Raw genomic sequence first — 20,301 nt, forward strand, 5'->3', positions numbered from 1 at the left:
CGCGGTCACGACGCCGACGGGCAGCTCGACCGGAAACAGCGTGCGCGCGGCGGCGTCCGCGCCGACCACCAGGATGGCGCCGACGACGGCGGAGCCGACGAGCGGCTCGCCGGGGGTGCGCAGCAGGCGTCGTGCGATCTGCGGCGCGGCGAGGGCGACGAAGCCGACCGGACCGACGGCGGCGGTCGCCACCGAGGCGGCCACCACGGCAGCCCCGATCAGGATGGCCTGCTGGGTCTGGATGCGCACTCCCAGTGCGCGTGTGGTGTCGGAGCCGAGGCGCAACGCGGCGAGGGTGCGGGCGGAGGCGAGCGCGACTACGGCGGCGACGCCCGCGGCGATCGCGGCGGGCGCCAGGTGCGCGGAGTCGGCCGCGTTGAGCGATCCGTTCAGCCACAGCTGCGCGCGCTGGGCGTCCCCCAGGCCGGCGCGGGTGAGCAGCCAGCTGATCCCCGCTGTCAGCAGGGCGTTCACCCCGACGCCGATCAGCACCAGCCGCAGCCCGGTGGCGCCGTACCCGCCGGTGGCGGTGCGGCCCCAGGCCAGCAGGTAGATGGCGACGGCGGTGAGCAGACCGCCGGCGAGCGCGGCCAGCGGCGCACCGACCGAAGCGGCCAGTCCGGTGCTCGCGCCGCCGGTGCCGACCAGCACGGCGACAGCGCCCAGGCTCGCGCCCGAGGTGATGCCGAGCATGTCCGGCGCGGCCAGCGGATTGTGCAGGATGGACTGGGTGATCGCGCCCGCGAGCCCGAGCGCGAGGCCGACCACGAGCGCGGTGAGCGCGCGCGGCAGCCGCGATTCGAGCACGATGAACCGCTGCGCTCTGGTGCCGCCGCCGGTGAGCACGTCCAGCACGCGCCCGAGCGGCAGATGGGATTCGCCCACCGCGATGTCCAGGCAGAAGAGCCCGAGCGCCAGCGCGATCAGGACCGCGACGATCAGCACCATCCGCGGTCGCAGCACCGCCGACACCGGGCCGACGCGCAGTGCGGGACGCGCGCTCGTGGTTCGCGGGGAGATCGTCACGGATTCACCAGCTTTCGGCGACGCACGAACGCGAGGAAGAACGGCACGCCGACCACGGCCAGCATCACCCCGACCTCCAGCTCACCCGGCCGGGCCACCAGCCGGCCCGCCACGTCGGCGCTCAGCAGCAGCAACGCGCCGAACAGCCCGGAATAGGGGATCAGCCAGCGATTGTCCGGCCCGGTGACCGCGCGTGCCAGATGCGGGACGACCAGGCCGAGGAAGGCGATCGGACCGACCGCCGCCGTCGCCGCGCCCGTCAGCAGCACGACCGACGCGAGCCCGAGCGCGCGGCTGCGGCCGACGTGCACGCCGAGGCCGCGCGCGACGTCGTCGCCCAGGCCCAGGACGTTCAGTCCCGGCGCGGCCAGCACCGCCAGCAGCATGCCCGCCGCCAGAAACGGCAGCACCTGCCAGAACACCGCGGCGTCGCGGCCCGCGACCGTGCCGATCACCCAGAACCGGTAGGTGTCCAGCGCGGAGGCGTCGAACAGCACGACGGCGTTCGTCATCGCCTGCAGGAACGCGGTGACCGCGGCGCCACCGAGCACCAGGCTCAGCGGATTCGCCTTGCCGCCACCCACCGACGAGGTCGCGAACACCACCACGCCGGCGATCAGCGTTCCGGCGAAGGCGAACCAGATGTATTGCTCCGGTGCGCTGAAGGCGAACAGATACGTGCTCAGCGCGGCGAGAAACGCCGCGCCCGCGCTGAGTCCGAGCAATCCGGCGTCGGCGAGCGGATTGCGGGTGTAGCCCTGGATGAGCGCGCCCGCGATACCCAGGGCCGACCCGCAGACCAGCGCCAGCGCGGTGCGGGGCAGACGCAGGCCGCGCACGATCTGCTCCTCGATGGAATCGGCTGCGCAGGTGAAGGGCCCGCCGGGGCAGGTGAGTGCGTGGTGCACGGCGTCGTACACGGTCCCCGGCGCGAGCGAGCGGGCGCCGACCGCGACGCCGGCGAGCACGGCGAGCAGTAGCAGAACGGTCGAGACGAGAAGTCCGGAAAGACGTCGCCGCCTCACGGTGGCAAGGGAGGTCACGGCGACGAGCTGCTCCTGAAAATCAGCGATACGGTTGCTAGGTCTGGTAAGCCTAACCTATCTTTCGCTACAGACGGGCATGGCCGAGTGTCCGCCGCGCCGCGCGACGGAGCCGATCCCCGAGGAGGTTCGATGACCGAGCTCATCACCACGCCACATCGCTCGACGACGGCGTTCGGGCGCGCCGGTGCCCGGCTTCGCGCGCTGCAACCGGAGCATCCGCGGGTCTATGCCGTGGCCGCGATCGCGGAACAGGGGAAACGGCGCTGGTGGCAGCTGGCGGACGGCGTGCGCGAAGGGCGCGTCGAACTCATGTACCGGCGCCACGCGGCGGAGATGATCAGCGCCGACATCGCGGCGGAAGTGGTTGCCACGGCCCTGATCCACGCGATCGCCGGGCGAGTGGTCGCATTGCTCGTCGCGGAGGGTCGGGCGTGGGATCCCGGGCTGGAGAACCTCTGGATCCATACCGACAACGATGGCGGAATCGACTGGGCGGGTCTGTCGGACACCACGATTCGCGTGATCGACGGTGACCCGCTGGCGGGCGGCCCCGGTGTGGTCACGCTGCCGTGCGCGGAAGCGATGTACGTCTGGCTCGCGCATCGCTGCGCGTCCGCGCTGACCGTCGTCCAGCAGAGTATGACCCGCTGCTCCGGTTTGAGTGCCCGGCGGTTCTGGTCTCTCGTCGGTGAATCGGTAGCGGGCGCTTCGACTTACGTCCCCGATCTCGCGCGGACCGATTCCGTCACCGGCGCCCGGCGTGGGCAGGGACTGCTGGCGGCGATGGCCGAGCGCGGGCTCCCCGTGCGGCGGACCGGGGCCTTGCTTAGTTAGGTAAGCCTGACCTATACTCGAACGCGGCGTATGGATCGCGTGCGAGTCCCGAGGGCTGCGGTGACCCCCGATCCCTTGCCGCGGCGGGCTCCACTTCCGGTGGGGCCCGCCGCTCTGTCTTTCTGTGAACTACGTCGCCCGCTCTGGCGTGCCGCCCCGTCCCGGATCTAGTCTGACGCCGACACGAACGTAGAACCCGCTGCACAGCAAGGGTATTCGTCGTCGGGTCGTCCTCGGTGGGTCACCGCCGCGCCGTGGATCGGCCCGGTGCCGTGTCGCGATCATCGGTGCGCAGCGTCGCGCGCCGGCTTCGAGCCATCGATGACGCCCGCTCGCCGGGTTCACGGTGGCTCTCCGGAAGTTCGAGGGGTTGTCGGCTTGCCCACCAACACACCGTCCCGTCCCATCGCAGCGGTGCTGGCCGCCGTCGCGGTACTCGTGATTCCCGCCTGCGGCTCCGGCGAGCAGCTGTCGAGCGAAACCTCGCCGCACGCCGCGCCGCACTGGGATTACGACGCCGAGGGCCCCGACCACTGGGCCGACCTGGACCGGGACTTCGTCACCTGCAAGAGCGGCCATCAGCAGTCACCCGTGGACCTGCCCGGTCACGCCCGGCTCGAGCCGCACGAGCACACCACCGTCGATTACCACTCGACCCCCGCCGTGACGCTGCGCAACACCGGGCACACCGTGCAGGCGAATCTCCCCGCGGGCAACGGAAATCGCATCGTGGTCGACGGCGTGCCGTTCGAGCTCACGCAGTTCCATTTCCACCTGCCGAGCGAGCACACCGTGGACGGCGTGGGCACCACGATGGAAGCGCACTTCGTGCACAAGAGCGCGGCGGGCGGGGTGGCCGTGCTCGGTGTGCTGCTGCGCGCGGCGCCGGGACCGTCGGCCTTCGCGCCGATCCTCTCGGTCGCGCCGCGGGCGGTGGACGCCGACACCGTCGTGCCGGGCCCGATCGACCTGCGCTCCATGCTGCCTGCCGACACCGACCAATACCGCTATCAGGGTTCGCTCACCACGCCGCCGTGCAGCGAGGGCGTCTCGTGGACGGTGCTCGGCAGTCCGGTCACGGTGACCCCGGACGACGTCGACCGGTACCGGGCGCTGTTCGCGCACAGCAACCGGCCGACCCAGCCGCTGAACGGCCGGACGGTCACGCTGGCGGGCGAGTGAGGGCGAGAGCGCGGCGTGACCGGTCGTGGCTTCGGCCGTGGATCAGTTGCGCGTCGTGCTTCCGTTCAGCCGGAACCAGAACGACTGCCCGTTACGGGTGGGCTTGATGACAAAGTTTTGCGCGAGGTGGGTGCCGAAGCTGCACCTGATACTCATCGTGATGTGATTGTCCCGATTGAGGGTGACGGGAATCCACACGATGTCATCGCCCGCATCGCCGCCGTTCTTCCCGGTGCTGTGGTTGTGATACGTCACGAACGCGACTTTGTTGAATTTGCCCGCGCATTCCCACCCACCCCAGTTGGGTACGATGCCGTAGATGCCCGCGTTCGGTGGAGCGGCGTGCGCGGATGCCGGTGCCAGCAGCAGGCTGCCGAAAAGTGTTGCCGCAAGCAGTGTGACTCGACGATGTAAGCGCGACATGCCATTTCCTTCCGGAGATAGCTCGAAGTATTCCAGTCCCATTGCCGCCGGGCTGTAGTTCGAACGATGGATACCGGTCGCTGCCTGCCACCTTTCGAAACGCAAGTGCGCCTGGTGCAAAGGCGGCAGCCGAGGACTTCTGTCGTCGGTTCGAATGACTGTGCGCCCTCGAAACTCCCGGCCACGTTGTGTGAATTCACGCCGAGTGGCGGCGGGGACGAGCGGCAGATGTCGAGACGTGCCGACTCCAGCGCATGACCTGGCTGAATTGGGAGACGGCTCATGACATCGATCGCGGCTTTCGCCGGAGCGATCGGTATCGGAGTGGTTGTGTCGGCGCCGAGCGCGGCCGCCGAATCACGGCATCGCGTCGATCTCACCGAGGCGTGCAAGGATCAATACCACCGGCAGACGGTCTACGTCCGGCACATCGATCAAAGGGTCGCCGGCATCGGGGGCAAGGCGACGCCGTACGGCTACTACTGCGCCGAATGGACCGAGCAGCTGACGGTGTCGAAGGATCCCAGTCCGAATGGTCCGGCGGTCACACCGGCAGGCGGGTGAGGCCGCGAGGGCGGGGAGCGGACGCTGTGCGACAGTGAATACATGACACAGCAGGAAACCTCGCAGGTCGGCTCGCTGGCGGATGTCACGCCCGAGCAGATGAACGCCTACAGCGAAGGCACCTTCGCCGACCTGATCGGCCTGCGCTACACCGAGCTGAGCCCCGACCGCGTGTGCGGCGAGTGGGTCGTCAAGCCGCATCTCTACCAGCCCGCGGGCATTCAGAACGGCGGCGTGTACTGCACCGTCATCGAGACGCTCGCCAGCATCGCGGGCGGCGTCTGGCTCGGCGACCAGGGCACGGTGGTCGGCGTGAACAACAACACCGATTTCCTGCGCGCGGTGCGCGAGGGCACGCTGTTCGGCGAAGCGACGCCGGTGCATCGCGGCAGGCTCCAGCAGCTGTGGCAGGTCGTCATCACCGACGAGCAGGGGCGCACCGTGGCCCGCGGTCAGGTGCGATTGCAGAATCTGCCGCACCGTTCCTGAGCGCTCCTCCGGCGAGGGCGGAACGGGCGTGCCAGAATGGCCGTCACCCGCCCCTGCGAACCGGTGAGGAGCCCGGATGCGACTGTCACCGCACGAGCAGGAGCGCCTGCTGCTCAGCTACGCCGCGGAGCTGGCCCGGCGCAGGCAGGCGCGCGGGCTCAAGCTGAACCATCCCGAGGCGGTGGCGCTGATCACCGACCACGTGCTGGAAGGCGCGCGCGACGGCCGCACCGTCGCCGAACTGATGTCCTCGGGGCGGACGGTTCTCGCCCGCGACGACGTCATGGAAGGTGTGCCGGAGATGATCCCCGACGTCCAGGTCGAGGCGACCTTCCCGGACGGCACGAAGCTCGTCACCGTGCACCACCCGATCGGCTAGGCGGCCGGTATGCGATACCCGAGCGGCCTCGAGCCGGATCGAGGCCCGGCGTGATCCCCGGCGAGTATTTCTGCGCCGAGGGCGTCATCGAACTGAACGCCGGTGCGCGGCGGCTCGAACTGGACGTGATCAATACCGGTGACCGGCCGGTACAGGTCGGCAGCCATGTGCACTTCCCGCAGGCGAACGCGGCGCTGGAGTTCGACCGGGCGGCCGCGCACGGCCATCGTCTCGATATCCCGGCCGGGACCGCGGTGCGCTTCGAACCCGGTCTCGGGCAACGCGTGTGGCTCGTGCCGCTGGGTGGCGCCCGCGAAGTCCACGGCATCAGCCCGACCCCGCCGGGCCGTCTGGATGACTAGCGCGTGTGCCCGGCGCGGGGCGGGGCCGAGTGCGCGGGCTCAGGAGGTTGGACGCGATGAGTGAGCTGAGCCGGGCGCGGTACGCCGAACTGTTCGGGCCGACGACGGGCGACCGGATCAGATTGGCCGACACCGACCTGCTGATCGAGATCACCGAGGACCGCAGCGGTGGACCGGGGCGCGCGGGCGACGAGGCCGTGTTCGGTGGCGGCAAGGTACTGCGCGAATCCATGGGCCAGTCCCGCGCGACGCGCGCCGAGGGCGCTCCCGACACGGTGATCACCGGTGTGGTGATCATCGATCATTGGGGAATCATCAAGGCCGACGTCGGTATTCGCGACGGACGGATCAGCGCGATCGGCAAGGCGGGCAACCCCGACACCATGACCGGCGTACACCCGGACCTGGTCGTCGGCCCGTCCACCGAGATCATCGCGGGCAACGGCCGCATCCTCACCGCGGGCGCGATCGACTGTCACGTGCACTTCATCTGCCCGCAGCTGATGGAGGAGGCGCTCGGCGGCGGGATCACCACCCTCATCGGCGGGGGCACCGGTCCGGCGGAGGGCAGCAAGGCGACCACCGTGACGCCCGGCGCGTGGCATCTCGCGCGCATGCTCGAGGCCACCGACGCCTGGCCGCTGAACATCGTGCTGCTCGGCAAGGGCAACACCGTGAGCGCCGAGGCCATGTGGGAGCAATTGCGCGGCGGGGCATCGGGATTCAAGCTGCACGAGGACTGGGGCTCCACGCCCGCCGCGATCGACGCCTGTCTCACCGTGGCCGACGCCGCGGGGGTGCAGGTGGCGCTGCATTCGGACACCTTGAACGAGGCGGGTTTCGTCGAGGACACCCTCGCGGCGATCGCCGGGCGCGGCATCCACGCCTACCACACCGAGGGCGCGGGCGGCGGGCACGCGCCCGACATCATCACCGTCGCCGCCCACCCCAACGTGCTGCCCAGCTCGACCAACCCGACGCGCCCGCACACCGTCAACACCCTCGACGAGCACTTGGACATGCTCATGGTCTGCCACCACCTGAGCGCGTCGATCCCGGAGGATCTGGCCTTCGCCGAGAGCCGCATCCGCCCGTCCACCATCGCGGCGGAGGATCTGCTGCACGATCTCGGCGCCATCTCGATGATCGGCAGCGACTCGCAGGCCATGGGCCGCATCGGCGAGGTCGTGCTGCGCACCTGGCAGACCGCGCACGTCATGAAACGCCGCCGCGGCGCCCTGCCGGGCGACGGCGCGGCCGACAACGCCCGGGTGCGCCGCTACGTCGCGAAATACACCATCTGCCCGGCCGTCGCGCACGGCCTGGACCACGAGATCGGCTCGGTCGAAGTCGGCAAGCTCGCCGACCTGGTGCTCTGGGAGCCCGCGTTCTTCGGCGTCCGGCCACACGCCGTGCTCAAGGGCGGCGCGATCGCCTGGGCCGCGATGGGCGACGCCAACGCCTCCATCCCGACCCCGCAGCCGGTGTTGCCGCGCCCCATGTTCGGCGCCGCCCCGGCGACCGCCGCCGCCACCTCGCTGCATTTCGTCTCCGAGCAGGCGATCGAGGACGGCCTCGCCGACCGGTTGCGGGTCCAGCGCAAACTGGTGCCGGTCGGCAACGTGCGCGGCGTGACCAAGACGGACCTGCCGCACAACGACGCCATGCCGCGCATCGAGGTCGAGCCCGACACCTTCACCGTCCGCATCGACGGCGAGGTCTGGCGCGAAGAACCCGCCACCGAGTTGCCCATGGCGCAGCGATATTTCCTGTTCTGATCGTCCTCGACCGACGATCACCCCGCAGATAGCCGCAGCGAGGCGCGGGTAAGGGTCTCGGTGGTGTTCCACTTGTGCGGCAGCTAGCAGGGGAGGAGCGTATAGTCCGGTAGCCTGCTGGGCCTCGAGGAAGGGAGGGAAGCATGTTCCGACCAGGTGAGCGGGGGGTGGCGCGCCGAGTTCTGCTGGGCGTTGTGGGCGGAGGGACGTTCCTGGCGGCGATGTTCGCGACCTCCGCGGCCGCACCGTTGCCGTCCGGTAGCGGGCAGGCCGGAGCGCCGGACGGCTCAACGGTCACCCTGAACGACTATTGCCAGGATCCCGGCGCGGTCGGCCACCTCGCCGACGGGCGGACCGTCTACTGCACACAGGTGCAGGGCACCGACGCGTTCGTATGGTCCTACAGCCGAGACCCGATCCCGCGCGACCCCAACACGCGCGGCTACACCTGCGACAGCGATGCCTGCCACTGGCCCGACGGCACCGCCGTCCCGAACTACCAGCGCTGCGGGATCCTGTGCGGCGAGCCTCCCACCAGCGGCGACAGGCAGAGCGGCCTCTCCGACTGTGTCGAAGCGGGAACCGAGTTCGAGGAGTGCGAACGCCGGATCAGATGAGTCGGCCGGAAGATTACGGGAGCCGGTGCTCGTCGACCGAGGTGCTCAGGCCGGTGCCGTTGAGGTCCAGATACAGCAGGCGCTCGGTGACCGACAGGGTGACGGTGTTGCGCCGTTCGACGGCGGCGACGGCGGCATCGATGAAGTCGCGGTCGAAGCTGTACAGCGGTATGGCTTCGGCGCGATGGATGCGTTTGCCGGTAAGTTGCGCCAGCACCTTGACCGGATCGCGATGGGTGTAGACGGCGACGCGTTCGGCCAGTTTGCTGCCCCGGTGCAGCCGCTCCGCGTCCGGTGCGCCGACTTCGATCCACGCGGTGACGCGCCCGGTGAGGTCGCGCACCAGCACCGCGGGCTCGTCGGTCGAGGAGACCCCGCCGTCGCTGAACGCGATGCCCTCCTCGTACTCGAGGCAGTAGGCCAGCACGCGCGTGAGCATGAACTCCGCGGATTCCGACGGGTGACGCGCCACCCGCAATTCCAACTCCTGATAGACGCCGCGATCGACGTCGGCCAAGTGGACGGCGAAGTTGTGCAGTGTCGCGCTGAGTGCCATAGGTGCAGCAGCTTAACCGGAGGTGCGCCGGGTGCCACGCGTTGCCCGTTGCCGGACCGCAAGGTGGGGCGGAAAACGTCTCGGAGCCCGAAGTCGGCGGCTCGGCGAATGTCGTCGGCGGCTTCTAGGATTCGGCGGTGACAGTTACCCGTGACGACTTGGCCGGTTACGTCGAGCGAGACTTGGACGCCGACCTGGCGCGATGGTTCGCCGACCGGCCACCGGTCACCGTGCCGGAACAGACCCGGCCCGTGGCGCTCTTCCTCGAACGGTTGGCGCCCTCGAACGCGGCGGCGCTCGCGGCTTTCGATCGACGGGTGCGATCCGGGCGGATGCCGCAGTTCCTGGACATCCATTCTTGGTCCTACGGTTTCGACTTCGCCGGAAATGACTGCGGGATCCGGGATTGCGACTACGAGACCGAACTCACCGACGACGACGTGTACTCGATCGGCGCGGACGGCGGCGGCAACCTGTACGTGGTGCTCACCAACGGGCAGATCGCGATCTGGTTCCACGAGGAGGAAGTCGTCGAAGGAGAGACCCGTTTCGACGACCTCGATGTCTTCCTCTGGTCGGTCGTGCGGTACCACGCGGTGCGCGCGGGGGTACTGGAACCGGCCGCGGTCGAGGCGGATTTCCTGTCCCTGGGCCAGGACGGCGCGCTCGAGCCGAACCTCGGTTTGCTGCGCTCCATGAAGTAGCCGCCGACCTGCTCAGTCTTCGCCCGCTCGTCGCTGAAACGGCCTGCGGGCCCGGAATATGTCGCGCACCCAGGGTGCTCGGCGGTGGTGGGGGCGACTGCGGTCGGCCCAGAGCGGATTGGATTCGTCCCGGCGGTAGGCCGCGAGCTGACCCGCGATGGCGAAGTGCAGCCGGGTGGCTTTGCCGACCACCTCACCGTCGGTGGCCAGCGCCTCCGGAGTGGGCAGCTGCACGAAGAGTTCGGGCAACTGGCGCTCGCCGTAGACCTTGCTGTGGCCGATCGCCGACAGCAGCAGTGCCAGCACGGCGCGGGTGCGCGACCACCGCAGATCGGCGCGCAGCCAGCGCACGTCGAGCAGCCCGGCGTCGAGCCGGCCGCGGAAAGCGGGCACGGCGCCGTGCGGGTGATAGGGACCGTTGCCGACGAACAGGAACCACACCCGCTGCCAGCGCCCGTCCAGGCAGATCTCGATCGGCTCGGCCCGGCGCAGGGTGACCACGAGCGCGGCGGCGAACGCAGGCCACTTACCCCAGCGCGGCTGCCACTTCTCGCGCAGTTGCACCAGATCCGGATAGGCGCCGAGGCTGGCGGTGTTGATCAGATGCCTGGTGCGCGAACCGGTTTCGTCCTCGCATTCGACGCTCGCGATGTCGACCGCGACCGCCTCGCCGACGCCGGTGGCGTCGATCACCTCGCGCAGGTCGTAGACGCCGAGATCGCGGGCGAAGTGGTTGAGCGTGCCGGTGGGGATGACGACCAGGGGCAACTCGTGGCGCAACGCGACCGCGGCCACGGCGGCCACGGTGCCGTCACCACCGGCGACACCGACCGCGAGCACCGGTTCACCGTGCTCGGCGATGGCCTGCTCGAGTTGTTCGGCACAGTCCAGATCGGGTCGGGTGCGCAGCACGGTGGCGGCGGGCAGCGCCGCCGCGACGTCGTCGGTGGGATCGTAGTTCGGATCGCCCGAGATCGGATTCACCATGACCACAAGGCCTTTGCCCTCCACCAGGGTGGGTACCTCGCGGACCGGGCGGGCTTGCGCCTCGTCGGATTCGCGCACCGGCCACCAGCGCCGTGTGGCCAGTGCGACACCGGAACCGACGGCCGCGCCGACGAGCACATCCGAGCTCCAGTGCACGCCGGTGTGCACCCGCGAGTACGCGACGGTGGCGGCCAGCGGGGCGACGACCAGTGCGGTCCGCGGACTTTCCAGGGCCACGGCCGTGGCGAACGCTGCGGCGCAGGCGCTGTGTCCCGAAGGGAACGAGGAGGAGGTGGGGGCGGGAGTGAGTCGCCGGTGCACCGGCAGGAGTTCGGCGGCCGGCCTGCGTCGTGCGATGAGCGACTTGAGGCCGACGTTGACGACGAGACTGGCCCCGGCGAGGGAGACGACACCGCGCAGCGCGGCTCGCCGAGGTGCGCCCTGGCGGGTGGCGAGCAGCGTCGCGATGAACAGCCACAGCCCGCTGAAATCGGCGGTGTTGGTGATCCGCAGCAGCCCTCGGTCGACCATCGAAGCAGGCAGTTCGGCGACCGCGCCGCCGATCGCTCGATCGATTCGTCCGATACCTTGGAACTTCCGGCGCACCCAGCTACTCACCCGGTCGACACTACCGATCACCGCGCAGACCTCACCGAACGCGGTGCCGCGCAGCATTCGTCGGCAAGTGGCCTCCGGGACCGGGCAGAAATGGTGATCATGCCGAATACATGCCCGGAAAATCGCGGATGTAACGGTGTGCGTGCGATACCGACTTCCAGTCGTCGGGAATTCGAAAGGGAGGCGAATGAAGACGATCATCGGTGCGGTGGTGACGGCGATGGCGATGAGCGTGGCTGTCGCGGGTTGTCAGGGTGAATCGGGTGCGCCGGCGACCGGAACGAGCGAACCCGGCCGGTCCACTGTCGAGGCCACCCCGACGACGCCCACGCGCGGCGGTGCCACCACTACCGAGGCCGCACCCGCGAAACTTCCTGCTACCAGCGGAAATGGGAGATGCGTCGATCCCGGGTCGAGCGTGGTCGCCCGCGCGATGACTTCGCTCGGGCCCGCGCCGGGCGGCACGCCGTACGTCGTCGACAGTGCCACCGACGCGTCCGCGGGAGCTTGCCCCGAACTGCTGTGGGTGCTGGCCGCGACACCCGGCGGAACGGCGAGTTCCCCTTGGCACGTGCTGTTCTTCGACCACGACGGCTATCTCGGCACCGCGACGGCGAAAGCGACGTCCTACACGACGGTGGTCGGTTCGGGCGACCGCGATGTGCGCGTGCAGTACCGGTGGCTGGAGGGTCGCGACGCCAACTGCTGTCCCTCCGGTGGTCCGGTCGTGATCACCTTCACTCTCGCCGGCGACGACCGCACAGTGACACCCAGTCCGGCGATCCCGGATCAGGTCGGGTGATCCCGGCCGCTGTCCGGTCGAGAAAGGCCGTGTGCGCGGCTACTCTCGGGACGCCGGCGGGGCTTTCTGTTGCCGTTGATCGTCGGGATCCTTGTCGTCCTGGGATTCGCCGCGTCCCTGGCCATTCAGGCTCGGCTCGAACCAGCCCATCCACCCGCCGCCGCCCCGGCCGACCTCTGCGCGGCGATCGGACCCGCTCTGTTCGAGCGATTGGTGCCCGACGGCGTTCCCTCTCCCGGGGGCAGCTACTCCTCCGGACCGGACGCCGCATGCTCTTACCGGACCGCGGATAGCCGTCATTCCGGCTCCGACGCCTACGGCCTCCTGGACGTGCGCGTGCTGCGCTACGGCCAGGTCGGGTGGGACTCCGGCGCCGAGCGAGCCGGGGCCGCTCTGGCCACCTCCTGTCGAGGCACCGCGGCGGCCGGGCAGTTGCACAGCGAGGGTGCCCTCGGGGACGAGGCGTGCAGCGCCTACAGCGCCGAGGGCGAGGGTGGTACGGCCTACGGTTCGGCTGTGGTCCGCCGCGGCGACCGTATCGGCCGTCCGGCCTATCGCATAGCGGTGGGAATGAGGTGGCGGCGGGCGAAGAGGCGGGCGTCTTCGTCGGTCTCGAGGGAGAAGTAGCTGTCCGGGATGAGCAGGAGGGTGAGGGACAGGCGCGCGGCGATCTCGGCCGACGCGTCGGGATCGATGTCGCCGAGGTCGTCGGCTCGGCGGAGCTGTTCGGCGAAGAACGCGCGCGCCGCGGCGAGAAGTGTTGCGCCGTAGGTGATGACGAAGGGCTGGCCGCCTTCGTCGGCGAGCAGGATGCGGTTGGTGAGTGGGTCGGTGCGCAGCGTGCGCAGGGCGATGGCGAAACCTTCGGCGGCGCGGTCGCGCACGTCGGTGTGGTCGGCGACAGCAGTGGTGATCCCGGACAGCACGCGCCGCAGCCACACTGTCAGCGCCATGGTGACGAGCAGATCCTTGCTGGGAAAGGCCCGGTAGACGGTGGCGCGATGCAGACCGGCGCGGCGGGCGATGTGCTCCATGCGGACGCGATCGATGCCGTGGTCGCGGAATTCCGCCAGGGCCGCGTCGATGATCCGGATGGCCTGCGGGTCGCCTTCGATGCCTGCGGCGAGCTGGTCGGCATCGAAGGCGGTGGTCGTCTGCCGGGCACTGCGCATGGCCCTAATACTGCCCGAGAGCGCGGGCGTGCCGCATGCCCGCGCGCGCCCTCGGGTGGTAGCGCACCGGCTCGGGGATGAGCCGCCAAGCGTTGCGGATCAAGCCTGCGGCGGCGCGGAAATGCGCCTGGTCGGTTTTGCTGTAGCGCAGGCCGAGCTTTTCCCGGGCGGGTTCGGGTAGCAGCGCGGCGGTGAGCACCCGGTATTCGGACATGATCACCGGCCGGAGTACCCGTTCGACCGGTTGCGGCAGATACGGCAGTCGCATGTCGCTGGTGAATCGCAGCCGCTCGGTCAGCCGGCGTGCCGACTCCGTGGCTTCCAGTACGTCGCGGCAGACGTCGTCGAAGTACTTCTGGAAAGCGGCGTAGTCGGCGGGCATCGGCCGGTCGCTCACGCCGTATCGCCGAAACCAGGTCTTGCTCTCCTGGTACAGCTGCTCGCGTTCGGCCGTGGTCAGGCCGTCGCCGAACACGTCGGCGACGTCGATGGTCGCTTGCACCATCGTGGCGTGTGTCCAGTAGTAGGTCTCGGGATCGAGTGCGTGATAGCGCTTTCCGTGCGCGTCGGTGCCCCGGATGGCGCGGTGATAGTCGCGGACCCGGGTTCCGGTGCCGCGTTCGACCGGGTCGTAGACGGTGCCGATGATCTCCGGAATCGAGCGCAGGACCCGATCCCACGGGTCGCCGAAGAAGTCGGAGTGCCCGGTGACGCCCGCGCCGACCGCGGGGTGCATCAGCTCCAGCATGCCGTACGGGGCGGCGACCAGAAACAGCCGCAGGTCACCCAAGTAACGCCACAGCAGTGTGCCGGGTCCGAGCCGCGGGTCCTCTCCCGTGCTCTCGTCGTGGGCGGTCTCCAGGTGCGCGGTCATCATCGACCCCTCTCGTGTGTGCGACGAAATTACTGTAAATGTCGCATACGTCGCATTCAAGCGTCCGCCGGTGCACATCTCGGACAATATGCAACCAATGGTTGCGTGACAGGCGAAGTCGGGTTAGCGTGATGTGCAACCAAATGTTGCGCATGGCGAAAGGGTGGCAAGTATGGAGTACGGCAGCATCGAACGGGAGATCTACGTCGACGCCTCGCCCGAGGTGGTCTTCGAGGTGGTCAGCAGGCCGGAGCACATCTCGCAGTGGTGGACCGACGATGCCGAATTCGAGGTGGCCTCCGGCGCGGTCGGTGAACTCGTCTGGGGTGACCGGGCGCAGGTCGCTCCGATCACCGTGGTGAACGCCGATCCGCCTCGGGTGTTCTCGTTCCGCTGGTGCTACCCCGACCGCGAGGTCGACGACTCCGCCGGGTCACTGCTGGTCACCTTCGAGCTCGCTCCCTCGGGCGCGGGTACCACGATCCGGCTCATCGAGACCGGATTCCGGGAGATGGGCTGGGAGGCCGCGAAGTCGGCGGAGCAGTACCGCGAGCACACCGTGGGCTGGGACACCTATATTCCGCGGCTGGGGGAGTACATCGCCCGACTGATGGCCACCCGGTGACCGCCGCCGTCGACGACGACCTGTGGTCCGCGGTCGGAGATCCGACCCGTCGGCGGATGCTCGACCTGCTGCTCGCGGAGGGCGGCGGCACCGCAACCAGTCTCAGTGAGCAACTGCCCGTCACGCGGCAGGCGGTCGCGAAACATCTCGGCGTGCTCGACCGCGTCGGCTTGGTGCACGCCACATCCGCCGGGCGGGAGCGGCGGTACCGGGTGGACGAGGCGCAGCTCGCCCGCGCGGTCGCGCAGTTGTCCTCGGTGGGGGCGGCGTGGGACGCCAGGCTGCGTCGTATCAAGCGGATCGCCGAGGCGATTCAGCGCAGTCAAGACCAGCAGTGAGTTCGTGGAAGTCAACGACAATCGACATCGGAAAGAAGTGGACGAAATGGTGGACATCCTGCACAGGGTAGGAATCAAATCCTCGGTGGCCGACGTTTACGCGGCCTTGACCACCACCGAAGGGTTGGCAGGCTGGTGGACGACCGACACCAGAGGCAAAGGCAGTGACGTCGGTGGTGTGCTCGAATTTCGCTTCGGCGCAGGGGGATTCGACATGAGGGTCACCGAACTCGATCCGGGCAGGCGCGTGCGGTGGGAAGTGATCGATGGACCCGAGGACTGGGTCGGCACGCAGTTGCACTGGGATCTCGCTCAGGCCGAGGACTACGCCATCGTTCTGTTCAAGCATCAGGGCTGGAAGGAACCGGTGGAATCCATGCACCACTGCAGCACCAAGTGGGCGGTCTTTCTGCTGAGTCTGAAGTCGCTGATCGAAACCGGGAAAGGCGCGCCGGAGCCCTACGACGTCAAGATCGACAACTGGAACTGACGTTTCCGGGGGAACCCGAGCTTCTCGCGCGGCGCGGGAATCGCGACAACGCCTTTACCGGCGCACTTCAATCGGTGACGGCGTCCTCGCCCTGACCGCGCGCACGCTCGGCCTCGGCTCAGTGGCGTGGTCGCCGTCGCAGTACTACGGCTACTGGAAGTAGTGGCCTTTGTCGAGGTCGTCGATGAGCCCGGGCTGGGTCGGCTGCCACCCGAGCCGCTGCCGGGTCAGCGCGCTCGAGGTGGGGCGGTCCATAGCGTAGAAAGCGGCCAACCAGCCGAAGTGCGCGCCCGCATCCCGGGGTGAGACCGAGGCGACCGGCACGCCGAGGTTGCGCCCGATCGCCGCGGCGATGTCTCGCGTCGCGACGCCCTCGTCGGCCACGGCGTGCAGGATCGATCTCGCCGGGGCGTGTTCCAGTGCCAGCCGCGCCAGTCTGGCCGCGTCGAGCCGGTGTACCGCGGGCCACCGATTGGACCCATCGCCGATGTACCCTGCCACGCCCGTTTCGCGGGCGATGGTGACCAGCCCCGCCATGAACCCGTTGTCGCCTTCGCCGTACACCGTCGGGGCGAATCGCATTACGCTGGAACGGATCCCGCGGTCGGCCAGCGCGAGCGTCGATTCCGCGGTGGCGAGCCGGAGCATCGGGCCCTCGGGTGTCGTCCCCGGCTCCGGGCCGAATCCGTCCTCCTCGGTCAGTACAGGGCCGGCGGCCTGCCCGATGACGCCGGAGGCGATGGCGAACGGTCGATCCGAACCGTCGAGCGCCGCGGCGATCGTCTCCACCGCACGGCGATCCGCTGCGGCCGCGCCCGCGAAGTCTCCGGAGAACGCGATGTCGTGTTTGAAGGCCAGATGGATCACGCCGTCGGAACCGGCCGCGGCGTTGCGCAGCACCTCGAGGTCATCGAGCGAGCCACGCCGCACCTGCGCTCCGGCGGCGGCGAGCGCGGCGGCCGAGGTGTCGGAGCGAGCGAGCCCGAGGACCTGGTGACCTGCGGTGATCAGTTCGGGAACCACGGCAGAGCCGATCCACCCGGAGGCTCCGGTGACAAAAACGCGCATGAGAAGTCCTTTGTGCGGATGCCGACCGACTGATGTCAGTCACTGACATCAGCGTAGCAACGATGTCAGCAACTGTCATGACCTAGAATTCGGACATGGGTCGATGGGAGCCGAACGGGCGCGGCAGATTGGAGGCGGCGGCGCTCGAGCTCTACGCCGAACAGGGGTTCGAGCAGACCACCGTGGCCGAGATCGCCAAGCGGGCCGGGCTGACCGAGCGCACGTTCTTTCGGCACTTCGCCGACAAGCGGGAGGTGTTGTTCCCCGGTGGAACGGCGCTGCACGATGTGTTGATTCGCGCCGTCGCGGAATCGCCGGAGTCGGCCGCGCCGATCCAAGCGACCGCGGCGGCCGTGGAAGCCATCGGCGCGGTGTTACAGGAGCGGCGGGAATTCTCCCGGCAGCGGCAAGCCGTCATCGACGCGAATGCCGAGTTGCGCGAGCGCGAACTCATCAAACTCGCCTCGTTGGCGGCGGCGATAACGGGCGCGCTGTGTGAGCGCGGTGTCGCCGAGCCCGCGGCGAACCTGGCCGGGGAGACCGGCATCGCCGTATTCCGGGTGGCGTTCCGGCGCTGGCACGACGACGCGAACACGAAAGAACTGCCGCGCCTGGTACGGGAGTCGTTCGGCGAGTTGACGGCCGTGGTGAACGGCGATGCCGGAGCCGCCACGATGTCGGACCACCTTCGCCAGGCAGCAATCGTCGCAGCGCAGCAGCCGGTGGCCACCGAATCGCTCGGTGGCAACGACGGCCTCGATCAGGCGCCGATGTAGTCCGCGAGATGCTTGCCGGTCAGGGTGGAGCGGGCGGCGACGAGGTCGGCGGGAGTGCCCTCGAAGACGACCCGGCCGCCGTCGTGCCCGGCGCCCGGGCCGAGGTCGACGATCCAGTCGGCATGCGCCATGACCGCCTGGTGATGTTCGATGACGATGACCGACTTGCCGGAGTCGACGAGCCGGTCGAGCAGGCTCAGCAGCTGCTCGACATCGGCCAGGTGCAGGCCGGTGGTCGGCTCGTCGAGGATGTAGACGCCGCCCTTGTCGGCCATGTGGGTGGCCAGCTTGAGCCGCTGCCGCTCGCCGCCGGACAGCGTGGTGAGCGGCTGGCCGAGGCTGAGGTAGCCCAGCCCGACGTCGGCGAGCCTGCCGAGGATGGCGTGCGCGGCCGGCGTGCGCGCCGCACCGTCGCCGAAGAACTCCTGGGCCTCGAGCACCGACATGGCGAGCACCTCGCTGATGTCGCGGCCGCCGAGGTGATATTCCAGCACCGACGCCTGGTAGCGCTTGCCCTCGCACTCCTCGCAGGGGATGGCGACACCGGCCATCATCGCCAGGTCGGTGTAGACGACGCCCGCGCCGTTGCAGGTGGGGCAGGCTCCCTCGGAGTTCGCGCTGAACAGCGCAGGCTTCACGCCGTTGGCCTTCGCGAACGCCTTGCGGATCGGGTCTAGCAGTCCGGTGTAGGTCGCCGGGTTGCTGCGCCGCGAGCCGCGGATGGGCGCCTGGTCCACCGACACCACGCCCTCGCCCGCGGGAATGGACCCGTGCAGCAGCGAGCTCTTGCCGGACCCGGCCACACCGGTGACGGCGACCAGCACTCCCAGCGGAATGTCGACGTCGACGTCACGCAGGTTGTTCGCCTTCGCGCCGCGGATCTCCAACGCGCCCGTGGGTTCGCGCACCGTCTCCTTGAGGGACGCCCGGTCGTCGAAATGGCGGCCGGTGACCGTTCCGCTGGCCCGCAGCCCTTCGATGCTGCCCTCGAAGCAGACGGTGCCGCCCGCCGCACCGGCGCCGGGGCCGAGGTCGACGACGTGATCGGCGATCGCGATCGCCTCCGGCTTGTGCTCCACGACGAGCACCGTGTTGCCCTTGTCGCGCAGCCGCAGCAGTAGATCGTTCATCCGCTGGATGTCGTGGGGGTGCAGGCCGATGGTCGGCTCGTCGAAGACGTAGGTGACGTCGGTAAGCGAGGAGCCGAGGTGGCGAATCATCTTGGTGCGCTGGGCCTCACCGCCCGACAGCGTGCCCGATGGCCGGTCGAGCGAGAGGTAGCCCAGCCCGATCTCCACGAACGAGTCGAGGGTGTGCCGCAGCGCGGCCAGCAGCGGCGCCACCGACGGCTCGTCCAGGCCGCCGACCCATTCGGCCAGGTCGCTGATCTGCATCGCGCAAGCGTCGGCGATGCTGATCCCCTTGATCTTCGATGATCGAGCCGCCTCGCTCAGCCGGGTGCCGTCGCACTCGGGACAGGTGGTGAAGGTGACCGCCCGGTCCACGAAGGCGCGGATGTGCGGCTGCATCGCCTCCCGGTCCTTGGCCAGGAACGTTTTCTGGATCTTGGGGATCAGCCCCTCGTAGGTGAGGTTGACGCCCTCGACCTTCACCTTGGTCGGCTCTTTGTACAGGAAGTCCTGCATCTCCTTCTTGGTGTACTCGCGGATCGGCTTGTCCGGGTCGACGAAGCCCGACTCCGCGTAGACCCGCACCGTCCAGAAGCTGTCCGACTTCCAGCCCGGAATGGTGAACGCGCCCTCGGTGAGCGACTTGGAATCGTCGTAGAGTTGCGTGAGGTCGATATCGGACACCGAGCCCCTGCCTTCGCACCGTGGGCACATGCCGCCGGTGATGCTGAAGCTGCGGCGCTCCTTCACGGTCTTCCCGGCGCGCTCGGTCGTGACCGCACCCGCTCCGCTGATCGAGGCGACGTTGAAGGAGTACGCCTGCGGTGAGCCGATGTGCGGCTTTCCGAGCCGGCTGAACAGGATGCGCAGCATGGCGTTGGCATCGGTGGCGGTGCCGACCGTGGAGCGCGGGTCCGAACCCATGCGTTGCTGGTCGACGATGATCGCGGTGGTCAGCCCTTCGAGCACGTCGACATCGGGCCGTGCCAGCGTCGGCATGAAGCCCTGGACGAAGGCGCTGTAGGTCTCGTTGATCAGCCGCTGCGACTCCGCGGCGATGGTGCTGAACACCAGGGAGCTCTTGCCCGAGCCGGAGACGCCGGTGAACACCGTCAGCCGCCGCTTCGGGATCTCGATGCTGACATCCTTCAAGTTGTTCTCGCGCGCGCCGTGCACGCGGATCAGATCGTGGCTGTCGGCAGCGTGCGGCGCGGGCGACCGCGTGTCCGTCGTCGTGGCCGTGCTCATCGTGTCTCCCTTTGTCGGCGGGGCCGCCTGCGCGGCCCGGGGTCGGCGTCGCCTGGCTCGATTCAACCAGGTGGACCGCTCCGTCTGAGTGTTTGTCGATGCGCCCGGTCCGAGACGCCGGACCAGCGACGGGTCGCGGCCGTCTCCGGGGCGAACCGGTCGTGAGGCGGCTGTCGTGGGTGGCGGCTCCGATGCCGGCGCACCGCCCACCGA

General features: G+C 69.2%; 23 protein-coding genes. 14 read left to right on the top strand and 9 right to left on the bottom strand.

The window, feature by feature from the left end:
* Together ON29_RS13190 and ON29_RS13195 are read right to left on the bottom strand one after the other, a co-directional pair.
* The coding region (locus ON29_RS13190; RefSeq protein ID WP_040866544.1) for a FecCD family ABC transporter permease at positions 1-1,026 on the bottom strand (1,026 nt) is incomplete at its 3' end.
* Positions 1,023-2,069, bottom strand: a complete 1,047-nt coding sequence (locus tag ON29_RS13195) for a FecCD family ABC transporter permease (protein ID WP_040866545.1) — start codon at positions 2,067-2,069, stop codon at positions 1,023-1,025. The genes ON29_RS13195 and ON29_RS13190, both read right to left, overlap by 4 nt.
* Positions 2,070-2,201: 132 nt before the next feature.
* Between ON29_RS13195 and ON29_RS13200 the strand changes: the two genes are divergently transcribed.
* Together ON29_RS13200 and ON29_RS13205 are read left to right on the top strand one after the other, a co-directional pair.
* A complete protein-coding gene (locus ON29_RS13200; protein WP_040866632.1) occupies positions 2,202-2,906 on the top strand; it encodes a hypothetical protein in 705 nt (234 codons plus the stop codon).
* A 378-nt stretch (positions 2,907-3,284) separates the two neighbouring features.
* Entirely contained in the window at positions 3,285-4,088 is an 804-nt protein-coding gene (locus ON29_RS13205) for a carbonic anhydrase (protein WP_063825307.1), read from the top strand.
* Between the two features lie 42 nt (positions 4,089-4,130).
* Here the strand turns inward: ON29_RS13205 and ON29_RS13210 are convergent, their stop codons facing one another.
* The gene (locus tag ON29_RS13210; protein ID WP_040866546.1) at positions 4,131-4,553 is read right to left on the bottom strand and encodes a hypothetical protein; all 423 of its coding nucleotides are present in this window, start codon (positions 4,551-4,553) and stop codon (positions 4,131-4,133) included.
* A gap of 240 nt (positions 4,554-4,793) precedes the next feature.
* Between ON29_RS13210 and ON29_RS13215 the strand changes: the two genes are divergently transcribed.
* The 6 genes from ON29_RS13215 (at position 4,794) to ON29_RS13240 (ending at position 8,700) form a co-directional block, all read left to right on the top strand.
* Positions 4,794-5,075 (top strand): hypothetical protein, encoded by a 282-nt coding sequence (locus ON29_RS13215; protein WP_040866547.1) that lies wholly within the window; start codon positions 4,794-4,796, stop codon positions 5,073-5,075.
* Between the two features lie 99 nt (positions 5,076-5,174).
* Complete coding sequence (locus ON29_RS13220) at positions 5,175-5,564, top strand: PaaI family thioesterase (RefSeq protein ID WP_245548945.1); 390 nt, start codon at positions 5,175-5,177, stop codon at positions 5,562-5,564.
* Positions 5,565-5,640: 76 nt separating this feature from the next.
* On the top strand, positions 5,641-5,943 hold the full coding sequence (locus ON29_RS13225; RefSeq protein ID WP_040866549.1) for an urease subunit gamma: 303 nt from the start codon (positions 5,641-5,643) through the stop codon (positions 5,941-5,943).
* A 50-nt stretch (positions 5,944-5,993) separates the two neighbouring features.
* Positions 5,994-6,305 carry an urease subunit beta gene (locus ON29_RS13230; RefSeq protein WP_040866550.1) on the top strand — a complete coding sequence of 104 codons (312 nt, stop codon included), beginning with the start codon at positions 5,994-5,996 and terminating at the stop codon, positions 6,303-6,305.
* A 56-nt stretch (positions 6,306-6,361) separates the two neighbouring features.
* Complete coding sequence (locus ON29_RS13235; RefSeq protein ID WP_040866551.1) at positions 6,362-8,083, top strand: urease subunit alpha; 1,722 nt, start codon at positions 6,362-6,364, stop codon at positions 8,081-8,083.
* Between the two features lie 143 nt (positions 8,084-8,226).
* A complete protein-coding gene (locus ON29_RS13240; RefSeq protein ID WP_157172764.1) occupies positions 8,227-8,700 on the top strand; it encodes a hypothetical protein in 474 nt (157 codons plus the stop codon).
* A gap of 13 nt (positions 8,701-8,713) precedes the next feature.
* Here ON29_RS13240 and ON29_RS13245 read toward each other — a convergent pair whose 3' ends face one another.
* Positions 8,714-9,256: a YaeQ family protein gene (locus ON29_RS13245; protein ID WP_040866553.1), complete on the bottom strand. Its 543-nt coding sequence runs from the start codon at positions 9,254-9,256 to the stop codon at positions 8,714-8,716.
* Positions 9,257-9,393: 137 nt separating this feature from the next.
* Between ON29_RS13245 and ON29_RS13250 the strand changes: the two genes are divergently transcribed.
* Complete coding sequence (locus tag ON29_RS13250) at positions 9,394-9,960, top strand: hypothetical protein (protein ID WP_040866554.1); 567 nt, start codon at positions 9,394-9,396, stop codon at positions 9,958-9,960.
* Positions 9,961-9,972: 12 nt separating this feature from the next.
* Here ON29_RS13250 and ON29_RS13255 read toward each other — a convergent pair whose 3' ends face one another.
* On the bottom strand, positions 9,973-11,565 hold the full coding sequence (locus ON29_RS13255; protein WP_245548938.1) for a bifunctional phosphatase PAP2/diacylglycerol kinase family protein: 1,593 nt from the start codon (positions 11,563-11,565) through the stop codon (positions 9,973-9,975).
* Positions 11,566-11,752: 187 nt separating this feature from the next.
* Between ON29_RS13255 and ON29_RS13260 the strand changes: the two genes are divergently transcribed.
* Positions 11,753-12,367, top strand: coding sequence for an LppP/LprE family lipoprotein (locus ON29_RS13260; protein WP_040866555.1), 615 nt, complete (start codon positions 11,753-11,755; stop codon positions 12,365-12,367).
* 551 nt (positions 12,368-12,918) lie between these two features.
* On the opposite strand, the gene ON29_RS13265 is transcribed toward ON29_RS13260, so the two are convergent.
* Positions 12,919-13,539 (bottom strand): TetR/AcrR family transcriptional regulator, encoded by a 621-nt coding sequence (locus tag ON29_RS13265; RefSeq protein WP_051175161.1) that lies wholly within the window; start codon positions 13,537-13,539, stop codon positions 12,919-12,921.
* A 4-nt stretch (positions 13,540-13,543) separates the two neighbouring features.
* Complete coding sequence (locus tag ON29_RS13270) at positions 13,544-14,413, bottom strand: oxygenase MpaB family protein (RefSeq protein ID WP_051175162.1); 870 nt, start codon at positions 14,411-14,413, stop codon at positions 13,544-13,546.
* A gap of 172 nt (positions 14,414-14,585) precedes the next feature.
* On the opposite strand from ON29_RS13270, the gene ON29_RS13275 reads away from it, so the two are divergent.
* Genes ON29_RS13275 through ON29_RS13285 form a run of 3 tightly spaced genes read left to right on the top strand, consistent with a single transcriptional unit; the run spans position 14,586 to position 15,866 of the window.
* Positions 14,586-15,038, top strand: a complete 453-nt coding sequence (locus ON29_RS13275; protein WP_040866556.1) for an SRPBCC family protein — start codon at positions 14,586-14,588, stop codon at positions 15,036-15,038.
* Positions 15,035-15,376, top strand: coding sequence for an ArsR/SmtB family transcription factor (locus ON29_RS13280; protein WP_040866557.1), 342 nt, complete (start codon positions 15,035-15,037; stop codon positions 15,374-15,376). Before ON29_RS13275 ends, ON29_RS13280 begins: the two co-directional genes overlap by 4 nt.
* Before the next feature lie 4 nt (positions 15,377-15,380).
* Entirely contained in the window at positions 15,381-15,866 is a 486-nt protein-coding gene (locus ON29_RS13285) for an SRPBCC family protein (RefSeq protein WP_245548939.1), read from the top strand.
* Positions 15,867-16,016: 150 nt separating this feature from the next.
* On the opposite strand, the gene ON29_RS13290 is transcribed toward ON29_RS13285, so the two are convergent.
* Positions 16,017-16,934 (bottom strand): SDR family oxidoreductase, encoded by a 918-nt coding sequence (locus ON29_RS13290; protein ID WP_040866558.1) that lies wholly within the window; start codon positions 16,932-16,934, stop codon positions 16,017-16,019.
* 95 nt (positions 16,935-17,029) lie between these two features.
* Between ON29_RS13290 and ON29_RS13295 the strand changes: the two genes are divergently transcribed.
* The gene (locus tag ON29_RS13295) at positions 17,030-17,710 is read left to right on the top strand and encodes a TetR/AcrR family transcriptional regulator (RefSeq protein WP_063825309.1); all 681 of its coding nucleotides are present in this window, start codon (positions 17,030-17,032) and stop codon (positions 17,708-17,710) included.
* Here the strand turns inward: ON29_RS13295 and ON29_RS13300 are convergent.
* The gene (locus tag ON29_RS13300) at positions 17,695-20,088 is read right to left on the bottom strand and encodes an ATP-binding cassette domain-containing protein (RefSeq protein WP_040866559.1); all 2,394 of its coding nucleotides are present in this window, start codon (positions 20,086-20,088) and stop codon (positions 17,695-17,697) included. The two genes, ON29_RS13295 and ON29_RS13300, sit on opposite strands and share 16 nt — an antisense overlap.
* Between the last annotated feature and the right edge of the window lie 213 nt (positions 20,089-20,301).

The organism is Nocardia exalbida NBRC 100660, from assembly GCF_000308575.1.
Taxonomy (GTDB): Bacteria; Actinomycetota; Actinomycetes; order Mycobacteriales; family Mycobacteriaceae; genus Nocardia; species Nocardia exalbida.

What these genes read in the sequence shown, in the direction of transcription:
- ON29_RS13200 (WP_040866632.1), top strand. Translation starts at nt 2,202, where the DNA reads ATGACCGAGCTCATCACCACGCCACATCGCTCGACGACGGCGTTCGGG.
- ON29_RS13210 (WP_040866546.1), bottom strand. Translation starts at nt 4,553, where the DNA reads ATGGGACTGGAATACTTCGAGCTATCTCCGGAAGGAAATGGCATGTCG.
- ON29_RS13215 (WP_040866547.1), top strand. Translation starts at nt 4,794, where the DNA reads ATGACATCGATCGCGGCTTTCGCCGGAGCGATCGGTATCGGAGTGGTT.
- ON29_RS13220 (WP_245548945.1), top strand. Translation starts at nt 5,175, where the DNA reads ATGAACGCCTACAGCGAAGGCACCTTCGCCGACCTGATCGGCCTGCGC.
- ON29_RS13225 (WP_040866549.1), top strand. Translation starts at nt 5,641, where the DNA reads ATGCGACTGTCACCGCACGAGCAGGAGCGCCTGCTGCTCAGCTACGCC.
- ON29_RS13235 (WP_040866551.1), top strand. Translation starts at nt 6,362, where the DNA reads ATGAGTGAGCTGAGCCGGGCGCGGTACGCCGAACTGTTCGGGCCGACG.
- ON29_RS13240 (WP_157172764.1), top strand. Translation starts at nt 8,227, where the DNA reads ATGTTCCGACCAGGTGAGCGGGGGGTGGCGCGCCGAGTTCTGCTGGGC.
- ON29_RS13245 (WP_040866553.1), bottom strand. Translation starts at nt 9,256, where the DNA reads ATGGCACTCAGCGCGACACTGCACAACTTCGCCGTCCACTTGGCCGAC.
- ON29_RS13260 (WP_040866555.1), top strand. Translation starts at nt 11,753, where the DNA reads ATGAAGACGATCATCGGTGCGGTGGTGACGGCGATGGCGATGAGCGTG.
- ON29_RS13265 (WP_051175161.1), bottom strand. Translation starts at nt 13,539, where the DNA reads ATGCGCAGTGCCCGGCAGACGACCACCGCCTTCGATGCCGACCAGCTC.
- ON29_RS13270 (WP_051175162.1), bottom strand. Translation starts at nt 14,413, where the DNA reads ATGACCGCGCACCTGGAGACCGCCCACGACGAGAGCACGGGAGAGGAC.
- ON29_RS13275 (WP_040866556.1), top strand. Translation starts at nt 14,586, where the DNA reads ATGGAGTACGGCAGCATCGAACGGGAGATCTACGTCGACGCCTCGCCC.
- ON29_RS13290 (WP_040866558.1), bottom strand. Translation starts at nt 16,934, where the DNA reads ATGCGCGTTTTTGTCACCGGAGCCTCCGGGTGGATCGGCTCTGCCGTG.
- ON29_RS13295 (WP_063825309.1), top strand. Translation starts at nt 17,030, where the DNA reads ATGGGTCGATGGGAGCCGAACGGGCGCGGCAGATTGGAGGCGGCGGCG.
- ON29_RS13300 (WP_040866559.1), bottom strand. Translation starts at nt 20,088, where the DNA reads ATGAGCACGGCCACGACGACGGACACGCGGTCGCCCGCGCCGCACGCT.